This is a genomic window from Microcystis sp. Msp_OC_L_20101000_S702, from assembly GCF_007095705.1.
In the GTDB taxonomy this organism is placed as follows: domain Bacteria; phylum Cyanobacteriota; class Cyanobacteriia; order Cyanobacteriales; family Microcystaceae; genus Microcystis; species Microcystis ichthyoblabe_A.
On the sequence record NZ_SFBO01000175.1, the window covers coordinates 1 to 18,001 of the forward strand.

Annotated in this window: 15 protein-coding genes; 8 read left to right on the top strand and 7 right to left on the bottom strand. The window is 42.8% G+C overall.

Annotated elements, in window-relative coordinates; all coding sequences use genetic code 11:
• From EWV60_RS18395 to pdxH, 3 genes are all read right to left on the bottom strand, one after another.
• Window positions 1–3,313 (bottom strand): NB-ARC domain-containing protein (locus EWV60_RS18395; protein ID WP_287233910.1); only part of this gene is annotated, 3,313 nt, incomplete at its 3' end.
• Window positions 3,314–3,431: 118 nt separating this feature from the next.
• Window positions 3,432–3,734, bottom strand: coding sequence for a trypco2 family protein (locus EWV60_RS18400; protein WP_016517340.1), 303 nt, complete (start codon window positions 3,732–3,734; stop codon window positions 3,432–3,434).
• 231 nt (window positions 3,735–3,965) lie between these two features.
• Window positions 3,966–4,610, bottom strand: a complete 645-nt coding sequence (gene pdxH / locus EWV60_RS18405; protein WP_110578689.1) for a pyridoxamine 5'-phosphate oxidase — start codon at window positions 4,608–4,610, stop codon at window positions 3,966–3,968.
• A gap of 51 nt (window positions 4,611–4,661) precedes the next feature.
• Between pdxH and EWV60_RS18410 the strand changes: the two genes are divergently transcribed.
• The 3 genes from EWV60_RS18410 to recQ all read left to right on the top strand — a co-directional run bounded on the left by EWV60_RS18410 (window position 4,662) and on the right by recQ (window position 8,669).
• Complete coding sequence (locus EWV60_RS18410; protein ID WP_024970328.1) at window positions 4,662–5,432, top strand: segregation/condensation protein A; 771 nt, start codon at window positions 4,662–4,664, stop codon at window positions 5,430–5,432.
• A 411-nt stretch (window positions 5,433–5,843) separates the two neighbouring features.
• Window positions 5,844–6,455 (top strand): DUF3318 domain-containing protein, encoded by a 612-nt coding sequence (locus tag EWV60_RS18415; protein WP_002748267.1) that lies wholly within the window; start codon window positions 5,844–5,846, stop codon window positions 6,453–6,455.
• A 108-nt stretch (window positions 6,456–6,563) separates the two neighbouring features.
• Window positions 6,564–8,669: a DNA helicase RecQ gene (gene recQ / locus EWV60_RS18420; protein WP_287233914.1), complete on the top strand. Its 2,106-nt coding sequence runs from the start codon at window positions 6,564–6,566 to the stop codon at window positions 8,667–8,669.
• 94 nt (window positions 8,670–8,763) lie between these two features.
• On the opposite strand, the gene EWV60_RS18425 is transcribed toward recQ, so the two are convergent.
• Window positions 8,764–9,006: a DUF8620 family protein gene (locus EWV60_RS18425; protein WP_016517337.1), complete on the bottom strand. Its 243-nt coding sequence runs from the start codon at window positions 9,004–9,006 to the stop codon at window positions 8,764–8,766.
• Window positions 9,007–9,066: 60 nt separating this feature from the next.
• Entirely contained in the window at window positions 9,067–10,593 is a 1,527-nt protein-coding gene (gene lnt / locus EWV60_RS18430) for an apolipoprotein N-acyltransferase (RefSeq protein ID WP_002776407.1), read from the bottom strand.
• A 238-nt stretch (window positions 10,594–10,831) separates the two neighbouring features.
• On the opposite strand from lnt, the gene EWV60_RS18435 reads away from it, so the two are divergent.
• Window positions 10,832–11,590 (top strand): GAF domain-containing protein, encoded by a 759-nt coding sequence (locus EWV60_RS18435; RefSeq protein ID WP_069474833.1) that lies wholly within the window; start codon window positions 10,832–10,834, stop codon window positions 11,588–11,590.
• Window positions 11,591–11,671: 81 nt separating this feature from the next.
• Here EWV60_RS18435 and EWV60_RS18440 read toward each other — a convergent pair whose 3' ends face one another.
• Entirely contained in the window at window positions 11,672–12,058 is a 387-nt protein-coding gene (locus EWV60_RS18440; RefSeq protein ID WP_002739650.1) for a hypothetical protein, read from the bottom strand.
• Window positions 12,059–12,137: 79 nt separating this feature from the next.
• Here EWV60_RS18440 and hpsP point away from each other — a divergent pair, with 79 nt between their 5' ends.
• The 4 genes from hpsP to EWV60_RS18460 all read left to right on the top strand — a co-directional run bounded on the left by hpsP (window position 12,138) and on the right by EWV60_RS18460 (window position 15,982).
• Window positions 12,138–13,298 carry a hormogonium polysaccharide biosynthesis glycosyltransferase HpsP gene (gene hpsP / locus EWV60_RS18445; RefSeq protein WP_287233917.1) on the top strand — a complete coding sequence of 387 codons (1,161 nt, stop codon included), beginning with the start codon at window positions 12,138–12,140 and terminating at the stop codon, window positions 13,296–13,298.
• Between the two features lie 363 nt (window positions 13,299–13,661).
• A complete protein-coding gene (locus tag EWV60_RS18450) occupies window positions 13,662–14,228 on the top strand; it encodes a glyoxalase-like domain protein (RefSeq protein WP_069474831.1) in 567 nt (188 codons plus the stop codon).
• A gap of 49 nt (window positions 14,229–14,277) precedes the next feature.
• Window positions 14,278–14,619 (top strand): hypothetical protein, encoded by a 342-nt coding sequence (locus EWV60_RS18455; RefSeq protein WP_016517332.1) that lies wholly within the window; start codon window positions 14,278–14,280, stop codon window positions 14,617–14,619.
• A 28-nt stretch (window positions 14,620–14,647) separates the two neighbouring features.
• Entirely contained in the window at window positions 14,648–15,982 is a 1,335-nt protein-coding gene (locus EWV60_RS18460) for a flotillin family protein (RefSeq protein WP_287233920.1), read from the top strand.
• A 176-nt stretch (window positions 15,983–16,158) separates the two neighbouring features.
• Here the strand turns inward: EWV60_RS18460 and hemL are convergent, their stop codons facing one another.
• A complete protein-coding gene (hemL, locus tag EWV60_RS18465; RefSeq protein ID WP_002748251.1) occupies window positions 16,159–17,460 on the bottom strand; it encodes a glutamate-1-semialdehyde 2,1-aminomutase in 1,302 nt (433 codons plus the stop codon).
• Between the last annotated feature and the right edge of the window lie 541 nt (window positions 17,461–18,001).

Sequence of the window (18,001 nt, forward strand, 5' to 3'; positions counted from 1 at the left end):
ACCCGGTCAATGCCCAAGCACGGTAGTCTTCATCCCCAATCCCTCTGGCAACTTTTAAGGCTTCGGGTAACAAACTGACCGGTAAATGGGGAGCTAACCCTGTCAACGCCTCTGCACGGAAGGATTCATACTCAATCCCTCTGGCAACTTTTAAGGCTTCGGGTAACAAACTTCTAGGTAAACGGACAGCCAAGTCTGCTAATACTATACTAGCCAAGAAGTCATCATCATCAATCGCTTCGGCAAGTTCCAAGACTTCGGGTAACACTTCAGGTAAATAGGGAGCTAACCCTGTCAAGGCTTCTGCACGAGAAAATTTATCGTCAATGACTCTGGCAAGTTCTAAGGCTTCGGGTAACACTTCAGGTAAATAGGGAGCTAACCCTGTCAATGCCTCTGCACGGGAGGATTCAGCCCCAATCCCTTTGGCAATTTCTAAGGCTTCGGGTAACAAACTGACCGGTAAATGGGGAGCTAACCCTGTCAATGCCCTTGCACGGTAGTATTCAGACCCAATCCCTCTGGCAATTTCTAAGGCTTCGGGTAACACTTCCGGTAAATAGGGAGCTAACCCGGTCAATGCCCAAGCACGGTAGTCTTCATCCCCAATCCCTCTGGCAACTTTTAAGGCTTCGGGTAACAAACTGACCGGTAAATGGGGAGCTAACCCTGTCAACGCCTCTGCACGGACTTCCGGTAAATAGGGAGCTAACCCGGTCAATGCCCTTGCACGGCTTGATTCAAACCCAATCCCTCTGGCAACTTTTAAGGCTTCGGGTAACACTTCAGGAAAGTGAGGAGCTAACCTTATTAATACATCTGCAAGCTGATGTAAATACTTAATCGCTCTGGCAACGTCTAAGGCTTCGGGTAACACTTCAGGGAAGTGGGGAGCTAACCCTATCAATGCCACTGCACGGGAGTATTCCTCCCCAATCCCTCTGGTAATTTCTAAGGCTTCGGTTAACAAAGTAGGGGTAAGATAGGGACTAATTGCTGTTAATCCTGCGGCTCTCCTAAAATCATCCTGATTTTGCCTCACATAAGCCAAACCCTGAGCAGGTGTCCAGATTTCATGTTTAATCAGTAAAGCAATTAATTCTGGTGGAATATTCCCCGCCAAACTATTGAGGGAAGTAGTTATTAAGGTATAACGAACCTGTAACCCAATCGACTCACTGGGATTCTCAATAAAATGCTCCTCCGCCAATTGCCACGCCCGGGAAACATCCTTAATAAAAATTGCCGTTTTCCCTTCCTTTTCACATTGACTATACCAACCATTATGACCTTCTGCGGTTTTTTCCCTCAGTAATAGATGAATCTGGGCTATCTGTCCCGCTTTTTCCAAATGCCAGAGCAATTGATTATAAATATAGCCATCATCCTCTAAACTGTGCCAGTTTGATCCCCCTAAATCCCCCTTACTAAGGGGGACTTCCACCTCTTTTCCCCCCTTTTCAAGGGGGGTTAGGGGGGATATCTTAATCTGTTTTTGATACCGAGTTAAAAGTTGCCCATGCGCTTCAGAAATCGACAAACCTAACCCCGGTAATTGATAATCCGTTTCAGGATGAGGAGGCGCTAGGATCAGATTTCGGGCTAAATCATGTAACAAATCATGGACCCGATAACTCGTTAATAGTTCACTAGAAACCCCCGTTAATAATAAAGCCTTACTCCGTAAATATCTTAAAGTTTGTCTCGCTTCTCTAACCTGACAATCCCATAAAGTCGCCGCCATTTTTTCCGTAATGGTAACATCATCGGGTAACACCCCTAACCAGCTAAATTGTCTCAATCTTTGCCCATTTAATCGCTTTAAACTGAGATTAAAGCAAGCAATTAAACTATAATGTTTTCGTTTTTCTTCATTGGCAGTATCTCCAGCTTCCAAGCGATCTAAAATTTCTAAATTAGCGATTTCTGCTCGTAAATCTTCGATTAATTCAGCCCAAGGAATCCCATCTTCAATTTGTGCCGCCGTTAACTCCAAAGCTAAGGGTAAATAACCGACAATTTTGGCTAATATTTTGGCTTGTTTCTGATCTGCTAAATTTAATTCATGCTTTAAATAACCCGTTAATAAGGCTAAAGATTGGCTTTCCGTCATCACATCCAAATCATAACGAATTGCCCCTTTAACGGGAACTTCTCTAGTGGTTACTAATAATTTACAGTGATTTCCTGCTACTCTAAAAGGATCAATATCTTCCACATTCCAGAGATCATCTACTACTAATAAAGCCTTTTTATCTGCCAATAAAGTCCTCAAGTGTAAGGATGCCGCATCAATACCCGTCGGCTTAAAATTATAATCTCCTAAAGCTTGAATCCAGCCATGAAGAAAGGATAAAATATCTGGTTGTTGTCCTAATGTTGCCCAGAAAATGCCATCAGGAAAAAAGGCTTGAACTTCTTTTTCTTGTGCTAAAGCTGCCGCTAAAGTGGATTTACCAATACCTCCTAAGCCATAAATCGCACTAATAACTAAAGTCCCCGTTTTTTCCGTTATTTCTGACAATAAAAGTTTATTTAACTCAATACTAACCTCTGGACGTTCGACAAAATAACTCGGTTTAGGAGGAGCTTGATTGCGATAGGAAGAAGATTTTAAAGAAGCGGAAATAACGGGTTTAGGTTCAGGATCAATATCATGGTTTTCTAATATCTCACACCATTCAGGATTATCATAAACCCTTGCCAAAGATTCAGCTTCTAAAGATGCTGGACGATCTCTAATTGGCTGTTTAGATTGTACCCCAATCACTAACCCATTACAAACAATTGCTGATCCCGATGTTCCTTGCCAAGGTGACTGATCTTCTGCTAATCTTTCTAATTGTTCATCGGTGGGTTGTATGTCTTGACTATCTTTAATATTTAATAACAAACGGTGATGAGGAACACGATTAGCCACATCAATAGTTCCCTCAATATGTAACCCTGTGGCGTATTTTATCTCATCTTCAGCATACCGTAAAAATAAAGGAAAGCCCAAACAGTCAAATTTAACTTTTTTTGTGGTATTAGCATCAGGTAACACCCCAAAAACTACAGGATTACAAGTTTCGATAGTTTCTGGTAATTCAACTAAAGCTATATCGATATTATCGGGAGCTTTCCAAATTACCTTAGCGTCTATGTCTTGCTTATCAGAATAGTTTGATGCTGATCTAAATCGTACTTTACAGTCGTTACTATTATCAAATAGATGCCGACAAGTCAAGAGTAAACGTCCCCCAATTCGATAGGCAGTGCCGTATTTAGGGGCAACAATTTCTAAAGCGCGAAGGGGTTGGAATTGGGGCATAACTTATCGGATTGATGTAACCTATTCTTCTGGGATGGTGATGGGTTACGCTTCGCTAACCCATCCTACAAATTAACTGCTTTGAGCGCAAACATTGCGCTTCTAGGGGTATAAAATTCTAATCGGGAATATCATCACTTGCTGTCTTGATAGGTCCTCCATCTTTCCCAATGGGTTTAAGGGGAATTTTAATTCTATGGGTTATCGTATCTTTATTGGTGACACCCCCACCCATTTCTACTACCCAAAATTTCAGCCCACCTTTGCCTTCTTTCGACTGCTCAACCACAAATTGAACCTCTAATTCAATGTCACCCACCTCAAAGCGAATCTGCTCACCCTCAGAGGCTAAAATAGATTTACTCAGTTCAACCCGCAATGCTTCTAAGGTTTCTCGAAGTCCAACTTTATTGATGTCCATAATTCTCTAGTTATTTTTGAAGGATGCAGACAAAAACCCTTTCAATTCTATCGTTTTTCTGAAACTTTAGGGCAGAGAGATTGCCTTTATCCAATTGATATAATAGCCCAACCCGATCGCTAAGGTAAGCGCGGGTTGGGAAAAGACATCGACCTAATATTATCTCAAGACTAAAATGACAAATTGAATTAGCATCGAGCTATTTTGCTAATACAAGGTGTCAAAATAAAACTAAGGAGCTAAACGTTGCCTTTGCCAATTGCCATCTTCTTGACGATAATAACAGAGACGATCGTGGAGACGACTGGGGCGACCTTGCCAGAACTCGATTAAACTAGGAATTAGGCGAAATCCGCCCCAATGAGGAGGACGGGGAACTTCACGACCCGCATATTCTTCTTTTAGTTCTGTCAGGCGTTTTTCGAGGATATCCCGCCCGGAAATCACTTCACTTTGATTGGAGGCCCAGGCCCCTAAACGGGATTCCCAGGGACGGACAAAAAAGTAATTATCCGATTCCTCCTCGCTGATTTTTTCTACAGTTCCCTCGATCCTAATTTGCCGTTGCAATTCTCCCCACCAAAACACTAGGGCTGCATTGGGATTAGCGATTAATTCCTGTCCCTTGGCGCTTTGGTAGTTGGTAAAGAGAACAAAACCGCGAGGATCGAAGTCTTTTAACAGTACCATGCGGGCCCGGGGTTTACCCTCCGGGGAAATAGTGGCTAAAGTCATAGCGTTGGGTTCCAATCTTCCCGAAGATACCGCCCGTTCTAGCCATTGTTTAAATACAATGAAAGGATCGGCAGATGTTTCTGACTCTAGCAATTCTTCGAGATTGTAGTCCAAGCGCAGGTCAGCGATCGATATGTCCATGGTTTTGCTTGCTAAATTCTATCCTTTGAGATCCTACAAGATTCTACAATCATGACTATCACCTCGGCCAGTGATGCGATCGCCTCTCTTTTAGAAATGGCGGAACAGGGAGAAATTGACCCCTGGGATGTGCAGGTTATTGATGTGATCGATCGCTTTTTGGCAGAATTGGGGTTATTAAATGATCTAGATTTAGCCATGGCCCAAGCTAATTTACCCCAATCGGGACAGGCTTTTTTATGGGCTTCTATGTTAGTTTTATTTAAGGCTGATACCCTAGAAAGATTGTCTTTTGACCAGCAAGAAGAAAGTCTGATTGATGAGGAAATTAGCGAGTTAGAACGGGAATTAAGAACTTTACCCCGTTATCTAGAAAATCATATTCGCCGTCGTACTGCTGCCCCACCACCGCGAAAAAGACGGGTAACTTTACAGGAGTTAATCACTCAATTACAACAGATTGCCCTAGAGATTGAAGCTTTACCGAAACTGCCTGTAGTTGTCCCGAAACCCCGGCCTCAATCCCGACGGGAAGCGGTACAAATTATCACGGAATTAGCCCACCAAGAAAACCTGACGGAATTGGCAGCGGAACTGGACTTTTTTTTGCAGAGAAAGTTTTTTCAATTAGAGAAAAATGAGATAGAGTTTGAGTATTTATTAGATTTATGGCAAGCGGAAAAACCCTCTAGTCACTCGGCAACACAGGAAAAGGTGGCGATTTTTTGGGCTTTACTTTTACTGGCTTCTCAATCAAAAGTGGAGTTAAAACAAGAGGATTTTTATCAGGATTTAACTATTGCTTTAATTAGGGTTTGCTGAAGGTATGGGGTTTTACCGATTATTTTCATCTGGTCAATTAACTAATTTTCAGAACGTAGAAAGTAGCGACTGTATCGCCAGTTCGTTCATCAGGTTCGGCTTCACCGTCCCGTTAACCTACTCCCAAGCTTCCGCAAACGCCTTCAGTGTCGCCTCGATAGCGGCCACCGGTTCGGGTTTTACCTGGAGTTGGCAAGATCCGGTCAGGACTGGTTTCATCCCCTCAATAATAATCAAAACATGAGGATTTTGAGGAAGATGCAGGAATTTATTGGCGATTTTCGGGGCATCGAATCCCTCAAAGCCGAACGGTAGGTACTCACGCGGTTTTGTTGAGAAAATTGTCGGAAAAGAGATATTAACTCAGAAAGCGATTATACTCAATGATCGAAGACTATTGACCGGCGATCGATGAACCAAGACAACGAGATTAGTCATTTACTAGACCTCATGCCTGCTTCGGGACGGATGATGACGCGCATTGTCAGCAAACCCGAAAGCAGCAAGGTAATCGAAACTAATTTTCCCCTACCCTGGCAAAGAGGGGTCAGACCGATTCCAATTAATTTTGACCTCTGGCGGCAATTATCAAGATCCCAACGGGATTTAGTCTTGTTAAGGGCTGTCTGTGTTTTAACGGCAGTAAAATGGTTTAAACCCGATCTCGATCGAGTAATTGCTCTGGCTGGTATGATAGGTTTAACCGTGGAAACCCTACAAACCGATGCCGTCGGGATGGCAGTGGCGGGGGGTTTAACCGCCTTGGCAATTAACCGGATTTGGCGGGAAAAACGCAGCCCCCAACGGGAATTAGACGCGGATGAGGCAGCCCTAAAAGTGGCCGTTAGACGCGGTTACACGGAAACCGAGGCCGCTAAAAGTTTATTATCGGCTATTGAGACTATAGCTGAAATTGAGGGGCGATCGAGTCTCAATTTTAATGAGTTATTGCGCTGTCAAAATCTGAAAAAATTAGCTAATCTCTCCTTTGTGGGTGTTCCCGATCAGGTGAGACAATCTTAAGGTTAGTTGTTTTGGCTACCGGCTTTCTTTTTACCGATTACCGATCACTGACTACTTAAATCCCTAACCCTAAAATAACTACTATAAAAATATTTTTCCCCTTGCTCAATGGCTGCAATTGACTCTTTAGAAAAAGTCTTAAAATATCACTTTGGCTACGATCAATTTCGACCGAATCAACGCCAAATAATTGAGGCTGCTTTAAATGATCAGGATTTATTAGTAATTATGCCCACCGGAGGCGGTAAATCTCTCTGTTTTCAGCTACCTGCTTTAATTAAAAAAGGGGTGACGGTGGTGGTTTCTCCCCTAATTGCTTTAATGCAGGATCAGGTAACTGCTTTAGCTGATAATGGCATCGGGGCAACATTTCTCAATAGCACTTTGAACGCGAAACAAGTCAGAGACAGAGAATCTTTAATCCTGCAAGGAAAAATTAAACTGTTATATGTCGCCCCAGAAAGATTATTATCGCCTAGTTTTTTAGACTTTCTAGCTGTTATTGATAATTACCTCGGTTTAGCCTGTTTAGCGGTGGATGAAGCTCACTGTGTCTCCGATTGGGGTCATGATTTTCGCCCTGAATATCGACAAATTAAACAAGTCCGTCAACGCTTTCCCTCCGTGCCAATTCTGGCTTTAACTGCCACCGCTACCCAACAGGTTAGGGAAGATATTATTCAACAATTAGGATTGCGAGATGCTTCCATTCATATTGCTAGTTTTAATCGTCCTAATCTTTATTATGAAGTTCGAGCTAAAACCAGTAAATCTTATCAGCAATTGTATCAATATATTAAAGGAAAAAAAGGGTCTGGCATTGTTTATTGTATCAGCCGCAAAACCGTCGATCAAGTTGCCGAACATTTACAAAAAGATGGTATTAATGCCCTACCCTATCACGCCGGTATGAACGATCAGGAAAGAAGCGAAAATCAAACCCGTTTTATTCGGGATGATGTGCAGATTATGGTGGCGACAATTGCCTTTGGTATGGGGATTAATAAACCGGATGTGCGCTTTGTCGTTCATTATGATTTACCCCGCAATTTAGAGGGATATTATCAAGAATCGGGCCGTGCGGGTAGGGACGGCGAACCGGCTAAATGTACCCTCTTTTTTAGCTTTGCCGATGCCAGAAAAATTGAGTATTTTATTAACCAAAAAACTGAGCAAAATGAACAACAGAAAGCTCGTCAACAATTGCGACAGGTGTTAGATTATGCTGAAGGGACTGAATGTAGAAGATCAAGCGTACTAGGCTACTTTGGAGAAAGTTTTGCGGGTAACTGTGGTAACTGTGATAACTGTCGGAATGGGAACAATTCTGAGGATTGGACAATCGAAGCACAAAAATTTTTATCCTGTGTGGCGCGGACGGGACAAAAATTCGGTATGATGCACATAATCAACGTACTCAGGGGAGGAAAAGGTGAAAGAATCACCCAATATCAACATCATTTATTATCCACTTATGGCATCGGTAAGGATAAAACTCTCGGGGAGTGGAAACGTTTAAGTCGTTCCCTTGTCCAGCAAAATCTACTGGTAGAAACTGAAGACAATTTTAGAATCTTGAAACTTAATCAACACAGTTGGGAAGTGATGCGGAAACAACGTTCCGTGTTTATTGCCGTCCCCCAAAAAGCTAACGGTCCAATCTTGGGAGACGACAATCCCAATATGGTGGAAAGTGATTTATTATTCGAGCGCTTGCGGCAACTGCGGAAAAAAATTGCCGATAGTCAAGGGGTTCCTCCCTACGTTATTTTCCATGATTCTAGTCTGCGTTTGATGGCCCAATCAAAACCCCGGAGTTTAGAGCAGTTTCGTCAAATTTCTGGAGTAGTACAAAGCAAAGTTCAACAGTATGGGGATATATTTATAGCGGCAATTAATGATTTTTGTCAGGACAGTCTTCCCTCTACTCAATTCCTCACTCTCCAATACTATCAAGATGGTTTGAATGTGGAAGAAATCGCTCGTAAAAGAAGCTTAAAAGTCTCAACCATCTATGAACATTTAGCTAAATTGCTGGAAGCTGGTTACGAAATTGATATTAATCAGTTAGTTCCTAAGAATAAACAGGAATATATTCGTTTAGCAATTAAAAAAGTGGGTGATCAATCCCTGAAAACTCTCAAAGAAAATCTGGGAGATAATTATAGTTATGAGGAAATTAAATTAGTTGTTGCTTGGCAAAGACGACTTTAAAAACTATAGGAGAGCGGGGAAGTAGGGGAGTTTTTTCAGTAAACAGTGAACTGATAACTGATAACTGATAACTGATAACTGAATTAAGCAAACCCTATTTAGGGGACAAGCGTTCTTGAATTTTATTAATCCCCCAGCTTAAAATCGCCCCCGCAATTAAAATACTAATAGCAGGATTGAATAGGGGCAGCCAAAGACGCTGAAAAAGTTTAAATCCTAGGGGAATTCCCGTGGATTCACCAATAACAGCCACGGCAAACCAGAGAAAACCCGCTATCACTAAAAACACATCAAATATTAAGATTCTATTCAACCACTTGACAAATTGCTCTTTCATTGCAGCAAAAACTTAGGTTATTTATACAGTTTATTCACGAAAAAGTATAGCACTTTCACCTTAATCCCAAGCTCTCCAGAGCCAAGCTAGTCCGGCAGTAATAATTAAAACTTTAGTTAACCAATCTCCCCAGCGCACATATAAAGTCCTCGTATCCCGTCGATAAATTGTTTCGCTATGAATTTGATATTTATCCAAATCCGATAGCCAAAGGTGATTACCGTGGGGATCGACAAAAGCAGAATAACCTGTATTGGTGGCCCGGGCCATCCATCGATCGGTTTCGATCGCTCGCATGGTATCCTGAGCATGGTGTTGAGCGGGCATGGCGTGGCTATAATGGGCGTTATTAGAAGCAGTAATAATAAATTCGCCTCCCCTAGCAGTTTGACGGCGAAAATGTTCGGAAAAAGCCGATTCGTAACAAATGCCCACAATTATTTTACCGAAAGGACTGTTAATAATTTGATCGGGATCTCCCGGGATTAAGTGCGCTTGCAAGGGAGAAAGGCGATCAACAATTCCGCCCAAAATTTCCTGAAAAGGAACGTATTCGCCTAAAGGCACGAGAATTACTTTATCATACCGACTAATCACCTGTCCCTCGCCATCAATGGTCAAGAGACTATTGTTATAACCCTTGTCCACCTTGCCGAATGCACCCAACCAGATCGGCGTTTTTTTGGCTAAAATTGCCGAATAAATCGAGCTATTATTGACTAAGTTCTCCCAATAATAGGGTAAAGCGGTTTCAGGAGTTAAGACGGCATCTACTCCTTGATCGGCGAGAATTTGATAACCAGAGGTGTAACCTTCGATCGCCTTTTGAAATCCTAGGGGCGAAAGTTTAATTGTGTTGGGAATATTGCCCTGAATTACGCCAATTTTTATCCCTAAATCCCTTGACTTTTCGATCGGTTTATGGTATGTGTTCCATCCCCAGAGATGGAGGCTAAAACAAATGAGGAGGGGTAAAGAGAGAAAAGCGAGATTTTGCCGCGATTGACGGATTAGGAGCAAGCTTTCGGCCATTAAACCGTTAACTGCCACAATTGCCGCCGTTACCGTCGTAAAACCCGATAATTTGCCCAATTGCAGAATCAATAAATTATGGGGACTTTGACTATAAGCAAGGGTAGTCCACCAGAGAGGGGATTGACTCCAGAGAGATTCTAACCCACACCAGAGGGCAGTGCCGATGAAAACCCGTAGGAGAGCATCGCGAAAAGATGACTGATTAACACTTTTGTTGACATAAAACATGACTAACGTCCAAGTTAGCACGATCGCAGTTCCCCAAAAAGTGATAAACAACCAACAAAACAGAGCAATTGACAAACTCGCTAACCAGGGGACACCCATCCACGTCATCGGGTGAATTCCCGTGATCCAGAATAAAGCGAGGCCATGGTAGGCAAAACCCCAACCAAAACCGTATAAAAGCTGTTTTTTTAGGGATTTTTCCCCTAATCTCACAATAATCCACAGGGGGACGAGAGAAATCCAAGCGAGTAACCACCAAGAAACTGGCGCTACTGTTAACCCCATCCCCACACCGGCCAAAATTGCCCAGAGAAAACGCACCATCTTTCACTCCAGTCAGGTTAAACTCCTCTGACCTACTAGATCTCAGAGTAGCTAGAGGGAAGACAAAAAACAAGAGACAGACAGAAGTTTTGGCTACATCTATAATAGATCAGTTAGCGAGTAAAAAAGCCCCTCGATCAGATGCTATGGCACGCTATAGACTCAGATAAACAGGGAGATGGGGAATGTCACCCTTACCCTAAAAGCCTAAACTCGGACTGAATAAATGATTGAATACATGGATAATTTTAACCCCAAATTAACGGCTCTGGCTCTTGTCTTGAATGTTGAGGAAAATCTTGAAGATATTTTTCGGAAAATAGCTAGTATGAGCGCTCATCAATTGCGAGCGCGGCGCTGTTTAATCCTGTTAAGCTCTCCACAGGAATTAAAAGGGGAAATTACCGATTATCTAGAAGTTTTTGCCCATTATGATGAGCTATCACCTTTAGCTGATCAAGAAATAATTAAACTTGATCAAGCTATTGCCGACAATGTAGCGGCCACAGGGAAACCTTTACTAATTAAGGATATAACTCGATCATCATTTGCCAGTGCAGCCAGTTATCCAAAAAGATCAAATAATAATAGTTTTATAGCCGCACCGATTATCCTCAATCAGCAGATAATTGGAGTAATTAATCTCAGTTTTCCCCTAGACAAAAAACATTTTGAACCATTAGATTTAGAAATCTTGCAGTTATTCGCTCAACAGGCTGCCCAATCCCTGCAAATTTTTCATTTGCAAGGGATATTAAAATCTCGTTTTGTGGCCATGGCAGTGACTAGAGAAATAGCAGAAATTCAGTCCGAACATTCGATCGCTGTCCATCCTTATCCCCCGAAATTAGCCAAAATTGTCGCTAAGGCTTTTTTTAAAGAATTAACTCAGGCCGGTTTTGGAACCCATGAAGTTATTGAGATTGCCAATGAGGTTTTGAATTTACTGCAAAAGACTCTTAATAAACATAAAAATCGTCTGGAAGGAAAAGATTGAGCGCTAGTCAAGGGTTAAAATCGACTCACTTGCCACTCCCGTGCAGTCCTAAGTAATAATTGAGATGGTTAACAGCTTAATTTACTGATTGCCGCTGCCGTCCTGTCTTCCTAATTCATAGACACCAGAGGCAACACAGGCGAGAATACCGACACTAATCGGCCAACTTTTTCCTAAACTAATCTCAATTAACCAATCGGAGAAACCGCCGAGAATGAGAAAGGGAATAATACTAAAGATAGAGGCATAAAAAGCATTTTGGGATTCCCTGGCGACGCGAGTTTTTTCAAACTCCTCTAGGGAAGTATAGAGGAAACGCTCGGCAAAATTAAACCAGCGATAGAAAATTTCTATAAACCAATTTCGTACCCCAGCTAACCCCAAATATAATGCTAAAGACCAGAGACAGCTACCAGCAATAAAGGCCGGAGAAATATTGATAGTGAAGGGCAGAAAGTCGATTACCATAAATGAGAGCCACAGAAGTGGTAAATTTGAGCGAACGGCTTGATCGATTTTAACAAGTCTTGACCTTTGCACCAAAGAGATGAAAATTCTTCAGATTGTTCCTTCGATTTCCCTTGTTTACGGTGGCCCTAGTCAAATGGTACTTGGTTTGTCAGCAGCCCTGGCCCAACTGGGCCAAGATGTGACTATTATTACCACCGATTCCAATGGTGACACGGGACAAGCACCCCTAGATGTGCCTTTAGGGGTCCCTGTTAGTCAAAATGGCTATCAAATCTATTATTTTCCCTGTTCTCCCTTTCGGCGCTATAAATTTTCCCTTGATCTGTTTACTTGGTTGGCTAATAGGGCAAAAGATTACGATATCGCTCACATTCATGCTTTATTCTCCCCGGTGAGCAGTATATCAGCTTCGATCGCTCGTTATCATCAACTGCCCTATATTCTCCGTCCCCTAGGCACCCTCGATCCGGCAGATTTGCAAAAAAAACGGCAACTTAAACAAATATATGCCAATTTTCTGGAAAAACCCAATTTAGCGGCGGCGGCGGCAATTCATTTTACCAGTCAGCAGGAGTGTCAAATCGCCGAAAGATTTAATATAAAAACTAAGGATATTGTCATCCCCCTAGGGGTAGATTTTTTTAACCCACAAGCTTTACCAGTAAAGGGTTTTGATCTTCCCGAAAATAAACCGATCATCCTCTATATGTCCCGTCTTGATCCGAAAAAAGGTCTAGATTTATTGCTGCCCAGTTTAGAAAGGTTGTTAGAAAATGGTCTAGATTTTCATTTTGTCTTAGCAGGAAGCAATCCCCAGGACCGGGAGTACGAAAATCAGATTAAAAATCAGATCGAGCGGTCAATATTGGGCAAAAATACGACAATTACCGGATTTGTCACCGGAGAAGTCAAAAATAGCCTCCTCGCTAGGGCCGATTTATTTGTTTTACCTTCCTACTATGAAAATTTTGGCATTGCGGTTGCCGAAGCTATGGCCGCCGGAATTCCTGTGGTGATCTCAGACCGGGTGGATCTGCATCCTGCGGTGGCAGCAGCGGCTGCGGGATGGGTGACAGCTTGTCAGCTTGAGGATTTAACTAATACTTTGGCAACGGCTATCACTGATCCTGAAATTCGCCAACAAAGGGGGAAAAATGCCAGGGATTTAGTCTTAAATCAATATAGTTGGTCAGCGATCGCTGAACAGATGCTAACTGTCTATCAAAATCTAGTCTGAGCTGTCGATCGGCCCCTACTCGATCAAAGTCACAGACGGATTAAGATTTAAGCCATCAGGATAATCAGCACTAAAAATGCCAGTAGGGTTAAACCTGATTGCAGAAAGACGGGAAGCGCAAAAGAATTCATAACAGTAGCTCACTTTCTAGGGATGGCTCTATTTCCAATATACGCTTTCATCTCTGCTCATTCCTCATATTTCCGTAGCCAATGTCATCATCTCATCATTTATTCATCCCAGGGGGAGCATTTTAATACAAATGTACGGAACTTGGTCACTCCCCACCCTGTTAACTTAAGTTTCAGCGTCGTGATTATAATTAGGGAATGATAGAAATTCTTAGACAATAGGATCACATCAGTGTTGATAAATCATCTTTTCTTCGGCGCTTTTCTACCCCTTGATACTCTCCTGTCCACCCAGGGGATTATGGTTATGCTTCTGGCCGCTTATGCCTTAGCCATGTGGATGTTTCTAACTAGCGCCCCAAAAGTTCATACAATCATGGTGACAGATTTGGAGACAGCCCGACAGTTTTATGAAGGACTTTTAAGTTTACCCACGGCCGATGTCCCCCTCCATTACTATTACAATTATGAGCAGACGATGGGCAATAATATGATTGACCCATTTTATATGTCTAGTAATCCGGCTGTGACTACTGCCAACCCTTCTTTGGGAGATCAACCCCAGGGTTTATGGTATCAGTTAAAGAAAAATACCCAACTGCACATCGTTGGTGGAGCAACCGCAGGTTATAAGGATCGTCATCGTCACGTTTGTTTTGATCACGATTGTTTAGAACAAATTCTGATGCGGGTGGAATCACGACGCTTAAAGTATAAAGTTCGTCGCAATAAACCTTTAAATTTTTTGGTCAAAGATAATGCTGATCGCGTGATTGAAATGGCCGAAGTCTCGAATTAGTTAACGGTAATTAGATTGGGGGCAACTATAACGGTAAATAACTAAACTTATGAATGCTCAACTGCTCACAATCGTTTTAATTTCCTTAGGGGTAGGTATTGGTTTGGCTATTCTACTCCTAATTTTAGTCAAGTTAAGACGCTGCAACCAACAGGTAAATAGTATTGTCGATCATCACTCTCTCATCGGTTTAATTGGAGTTGTTCAAATCCCCTTCGACAAAAATAGCAAGGGGAAAGTACGAGTTAATGTCGGAGATAGTCTGATCGATATAGTAGCGATAACGGAAGGGGAAGAACAATTTAATGTCGGGGATCAAGCATTTATCCTCAATTTCCAGGATAATAAAGTTTTAGTCATTGCGGAAAAGTATATCAGGGGCGATTTCTAATTTCTTCTAAACCAAAGGGTAACTAACTATGAATAGTCAAAATAATTCCTATCTCATCCAAATTAATCCCAACCAATACGACAACAATAATAACAACAGTGCTGGCAATTTATTATTGAATAGTGTTCCCGTCGCTTTATTGATATTTCTGGGGATTGGTGCGGTTTGGTTTATCAATTCTTTTCTGTGTATTTGTAAACCCAATGAAGTGGTAATTCTGAGTGGGATGAAACGCAAATCAAAAGATAGACAGGATGTGGGGTATCGAGTGGTATCGGGGGGTCGGGCGATTCGTATTCCAATTTTAGAAACCGTTAAACGCATGGATGTCACCACAACCCCGATCAGAATTGAGATTAAAAATGCCTATTCTAAGGGCAATATTCCCCTGAATATAGTGGCAATTGCTAACGTGAAAGTTAGTTCTAAACCTGAAATAGTCGGCAATGCGATCGAACGTTTTTTAGATCGAGATCGAGAAGAAATTATTCGCGTAGCTAAGGAAACTTTAGAAGGAAACTTGCGGGGTGTAGTCGCAACAATGACCCCCGAACAAGTGAACGAAGATCGCCTAAAATTTGCCGAAAGTATTACCAGTAACGTCAGTCAAGATCTGTTTAAACTCGGTTTAGAAATTGATACTCTCAAAATTCAAAATGTTGCCGATGACGTGGATTATCTTAACTCCCTCGGACGGGAAAGAATCGCTTTAGTCATGCGTGATGCTGAAATTGCTGAATCAAATGCCCTCAATGAAGCTGAACAAATAGTTGCGGAATGTGAGGAACAGGCAACCGTGGCTAAAACCCGCGATCAAATTATCATTTTAGAGCAAGAAAACGAGTTGAGAAAGTTAAAAGCAAAACTGGAACAACAGGCAAAATCGGAAGAAGAAATAACTATTGCTGCCGCTAAGGAAAAACGTGCTATAGTTGAGGAAAAATTGCAACAGGTCAGGGCAGAATTGGAAAGATTACGTCTCCAAGCAGATCAAGTTTTACCCGCAGAAGCGCAGCAGGAAGCTGAAACTTTCCGCGCTAGAGGAGAAGCGGCAATTTTTGAAGAAAATGCCAAAGCTGAAGCCTTGGTTAACGAATTATTTGCAGAAGTCTGGCAAAACACCGGCAGCGAAGCAGAAGCAATTTTCTTGATTCAACAGTTAGAAACTATCCTGGAAGAAGCGATTAAAATTCCTAAACGATTACACCTCGAGCGAGTTAATATCGTTGATAATGGTGATGGTAAATCCCTGGCTGCCCTGATCAAAGTCTATCCCGAAATCGTCAATCAATTCCTCGCCAGTGTCCATCAAACCCTCGGTATTGATGTGGTGGGAACTCTCACCAATAAAATTGAAAAATAGCAGTCAGAAAACCTACCAGACAGGCCTTCTAAAATAGATTGTTACCGAGATCGAGTAGGGTTAAAACCGCCCTCGATCTCACCGATAAGAATCCCCGTCTTTTGCAAGCGGGGAGATGTCAACTCATCCATACTTGGGACTCTATCAATCGATTTTCCCAGTCGAAGCGGCATTAACTATAAACTTGCTAAAACCTCCTTAGCGGCGGCCAAAGTCCGTTCGATATCGGCCTCTGTGTGAGCTAAAGAAGTAAAACCAGCTTCAAACTGGGAAGGAGCTAGATAAACGCCTCTTTCCAACATTCCCCGGTGAAAACGACCGAATTTAGCCACATCGGCCTTTTTGGCATCTTCATAGTTATGCACGGGGGAGCCAGTGAAAAACATTCCGAACATAGCGCTAATATAACCTCCAGAAACGCTATGACCAGCATCTCTAGCCACTTTCAGCAGCCCTTCAGTTAAGGATTTGGTCACTTTATCGAGATATTGGTAGGTGCCGGGGCGCTGGAGTAACTCGAGGGTTTTAATTCCTGCTGTCATGGCCAAAGGGTTGCCGGATAAGGTTCCCGCTTGGTACATCGGGCCGGCCGGAGCCACCATCGCCATAATATCGGCCCGACCACCGTAGGCCCCCACTGGCAGCCCACCGCCGATAACTTTGCCCAGGGTGGTTAAATCGGGGGTAATGCCGAATTTTTCCTGAGCGCCACCGTAGGCGATGCGAAATCCGGTCATTACCTCATCAAACATTAACAGGGCCCCGTATTCCTTAGTTAATTCCCGTAATCCTTCTAAAAAGCCAGCATCCGGCACGATAAAGCCGGCATTACCCACCACTGGCTCTAAAATTACCCCGGCGATAGAGTCGGGATTTTCGACAAAGAGGGCTTTTACCGCTTCCAGGTCATTGTAGGGGGCGGTTAAAGTGTTGTTAGTGGTGGTTTTGGGAACCCCCGGCGAGTCGGGTAAACCCAGGGTGGCTACACCAGAGCCGGCTTTAACCAGGAACATATCGGCATGACCGTGGTAACAGCCCTCGAATTTGATGATTTTATCCCGGCCAGTAAAAGCCCGCATTAAGCGCAGGACGGACATACAGGCTTCGGTGCCGGAATTGACAAAACGCACCATTTCAATGCTGGGAACGGCATCAATCACCATTTCAGCGAGAATATTTTCCTGGACACAGGGAGCGCCAAAACTGGTCCCTTTGTCTAAGGCCTGGTGTAGGGCGGCAATCACTTCGGGATGGGCATGACCACAGATAGCCGGCCCCCAAGTTCCCACATAGTCGATGTATTCGTTACCGTCCACGTCGCGAATATAGGCCCCTTTGACGCTTTCAAAAACGATGGGTTGACCACCGACGGATTTAAAGGCCCGCACGGGGGAACTTACACCCCCCGGCATTAATTTTTGAGCGGCTGTAAAGATTTCTTTCGATTTTGTTGTTTGATACGAAGATGTGCTAACCAATCCTGTCTCCTTGTCTATTTGAGTCTATCGATTCCGGGGAATGCCCGGAGTTTTGTTTTGTTAATTTCCTGCTGCTTGTTCCATTTTAAAGATCACCAGCCTACATTTTACGCAATTTTTTCCCTAAGAAAGGCGCTGGTCGGCTCAAGTCTCGGCTCTTCTGGGTTCTGTGTGATAAGTTTAACTTACTATATGATCGATCAATCTTTGTGTCCTCTGTGTCTGGAGTGGTTCCTTCCACTTTGACAATTTTTCCACAATCTTTTCAGAATTGCCAGAAAAACCTAGCAATGGGCGAAGTTATTGCTATTGATAGATTTTAGACCGGAAAGAGCGATCAAAAAAAGCTCCGGTTTTCCACAGATTTTCCACAGGGGAATTCTTGCTATTATTTCTTAGCGTACAAAAAAACTATTCCTGCTTTGACATCCTCGCCGCCGTAAAACGGACGGCGATTCCCAAACCTCACGATTTAGGTTTCTGCTTCTTTCCCTTGCGGGGTTCCGCACCTGCCTTAACAGATTTACTCTGTTCTGGTCTT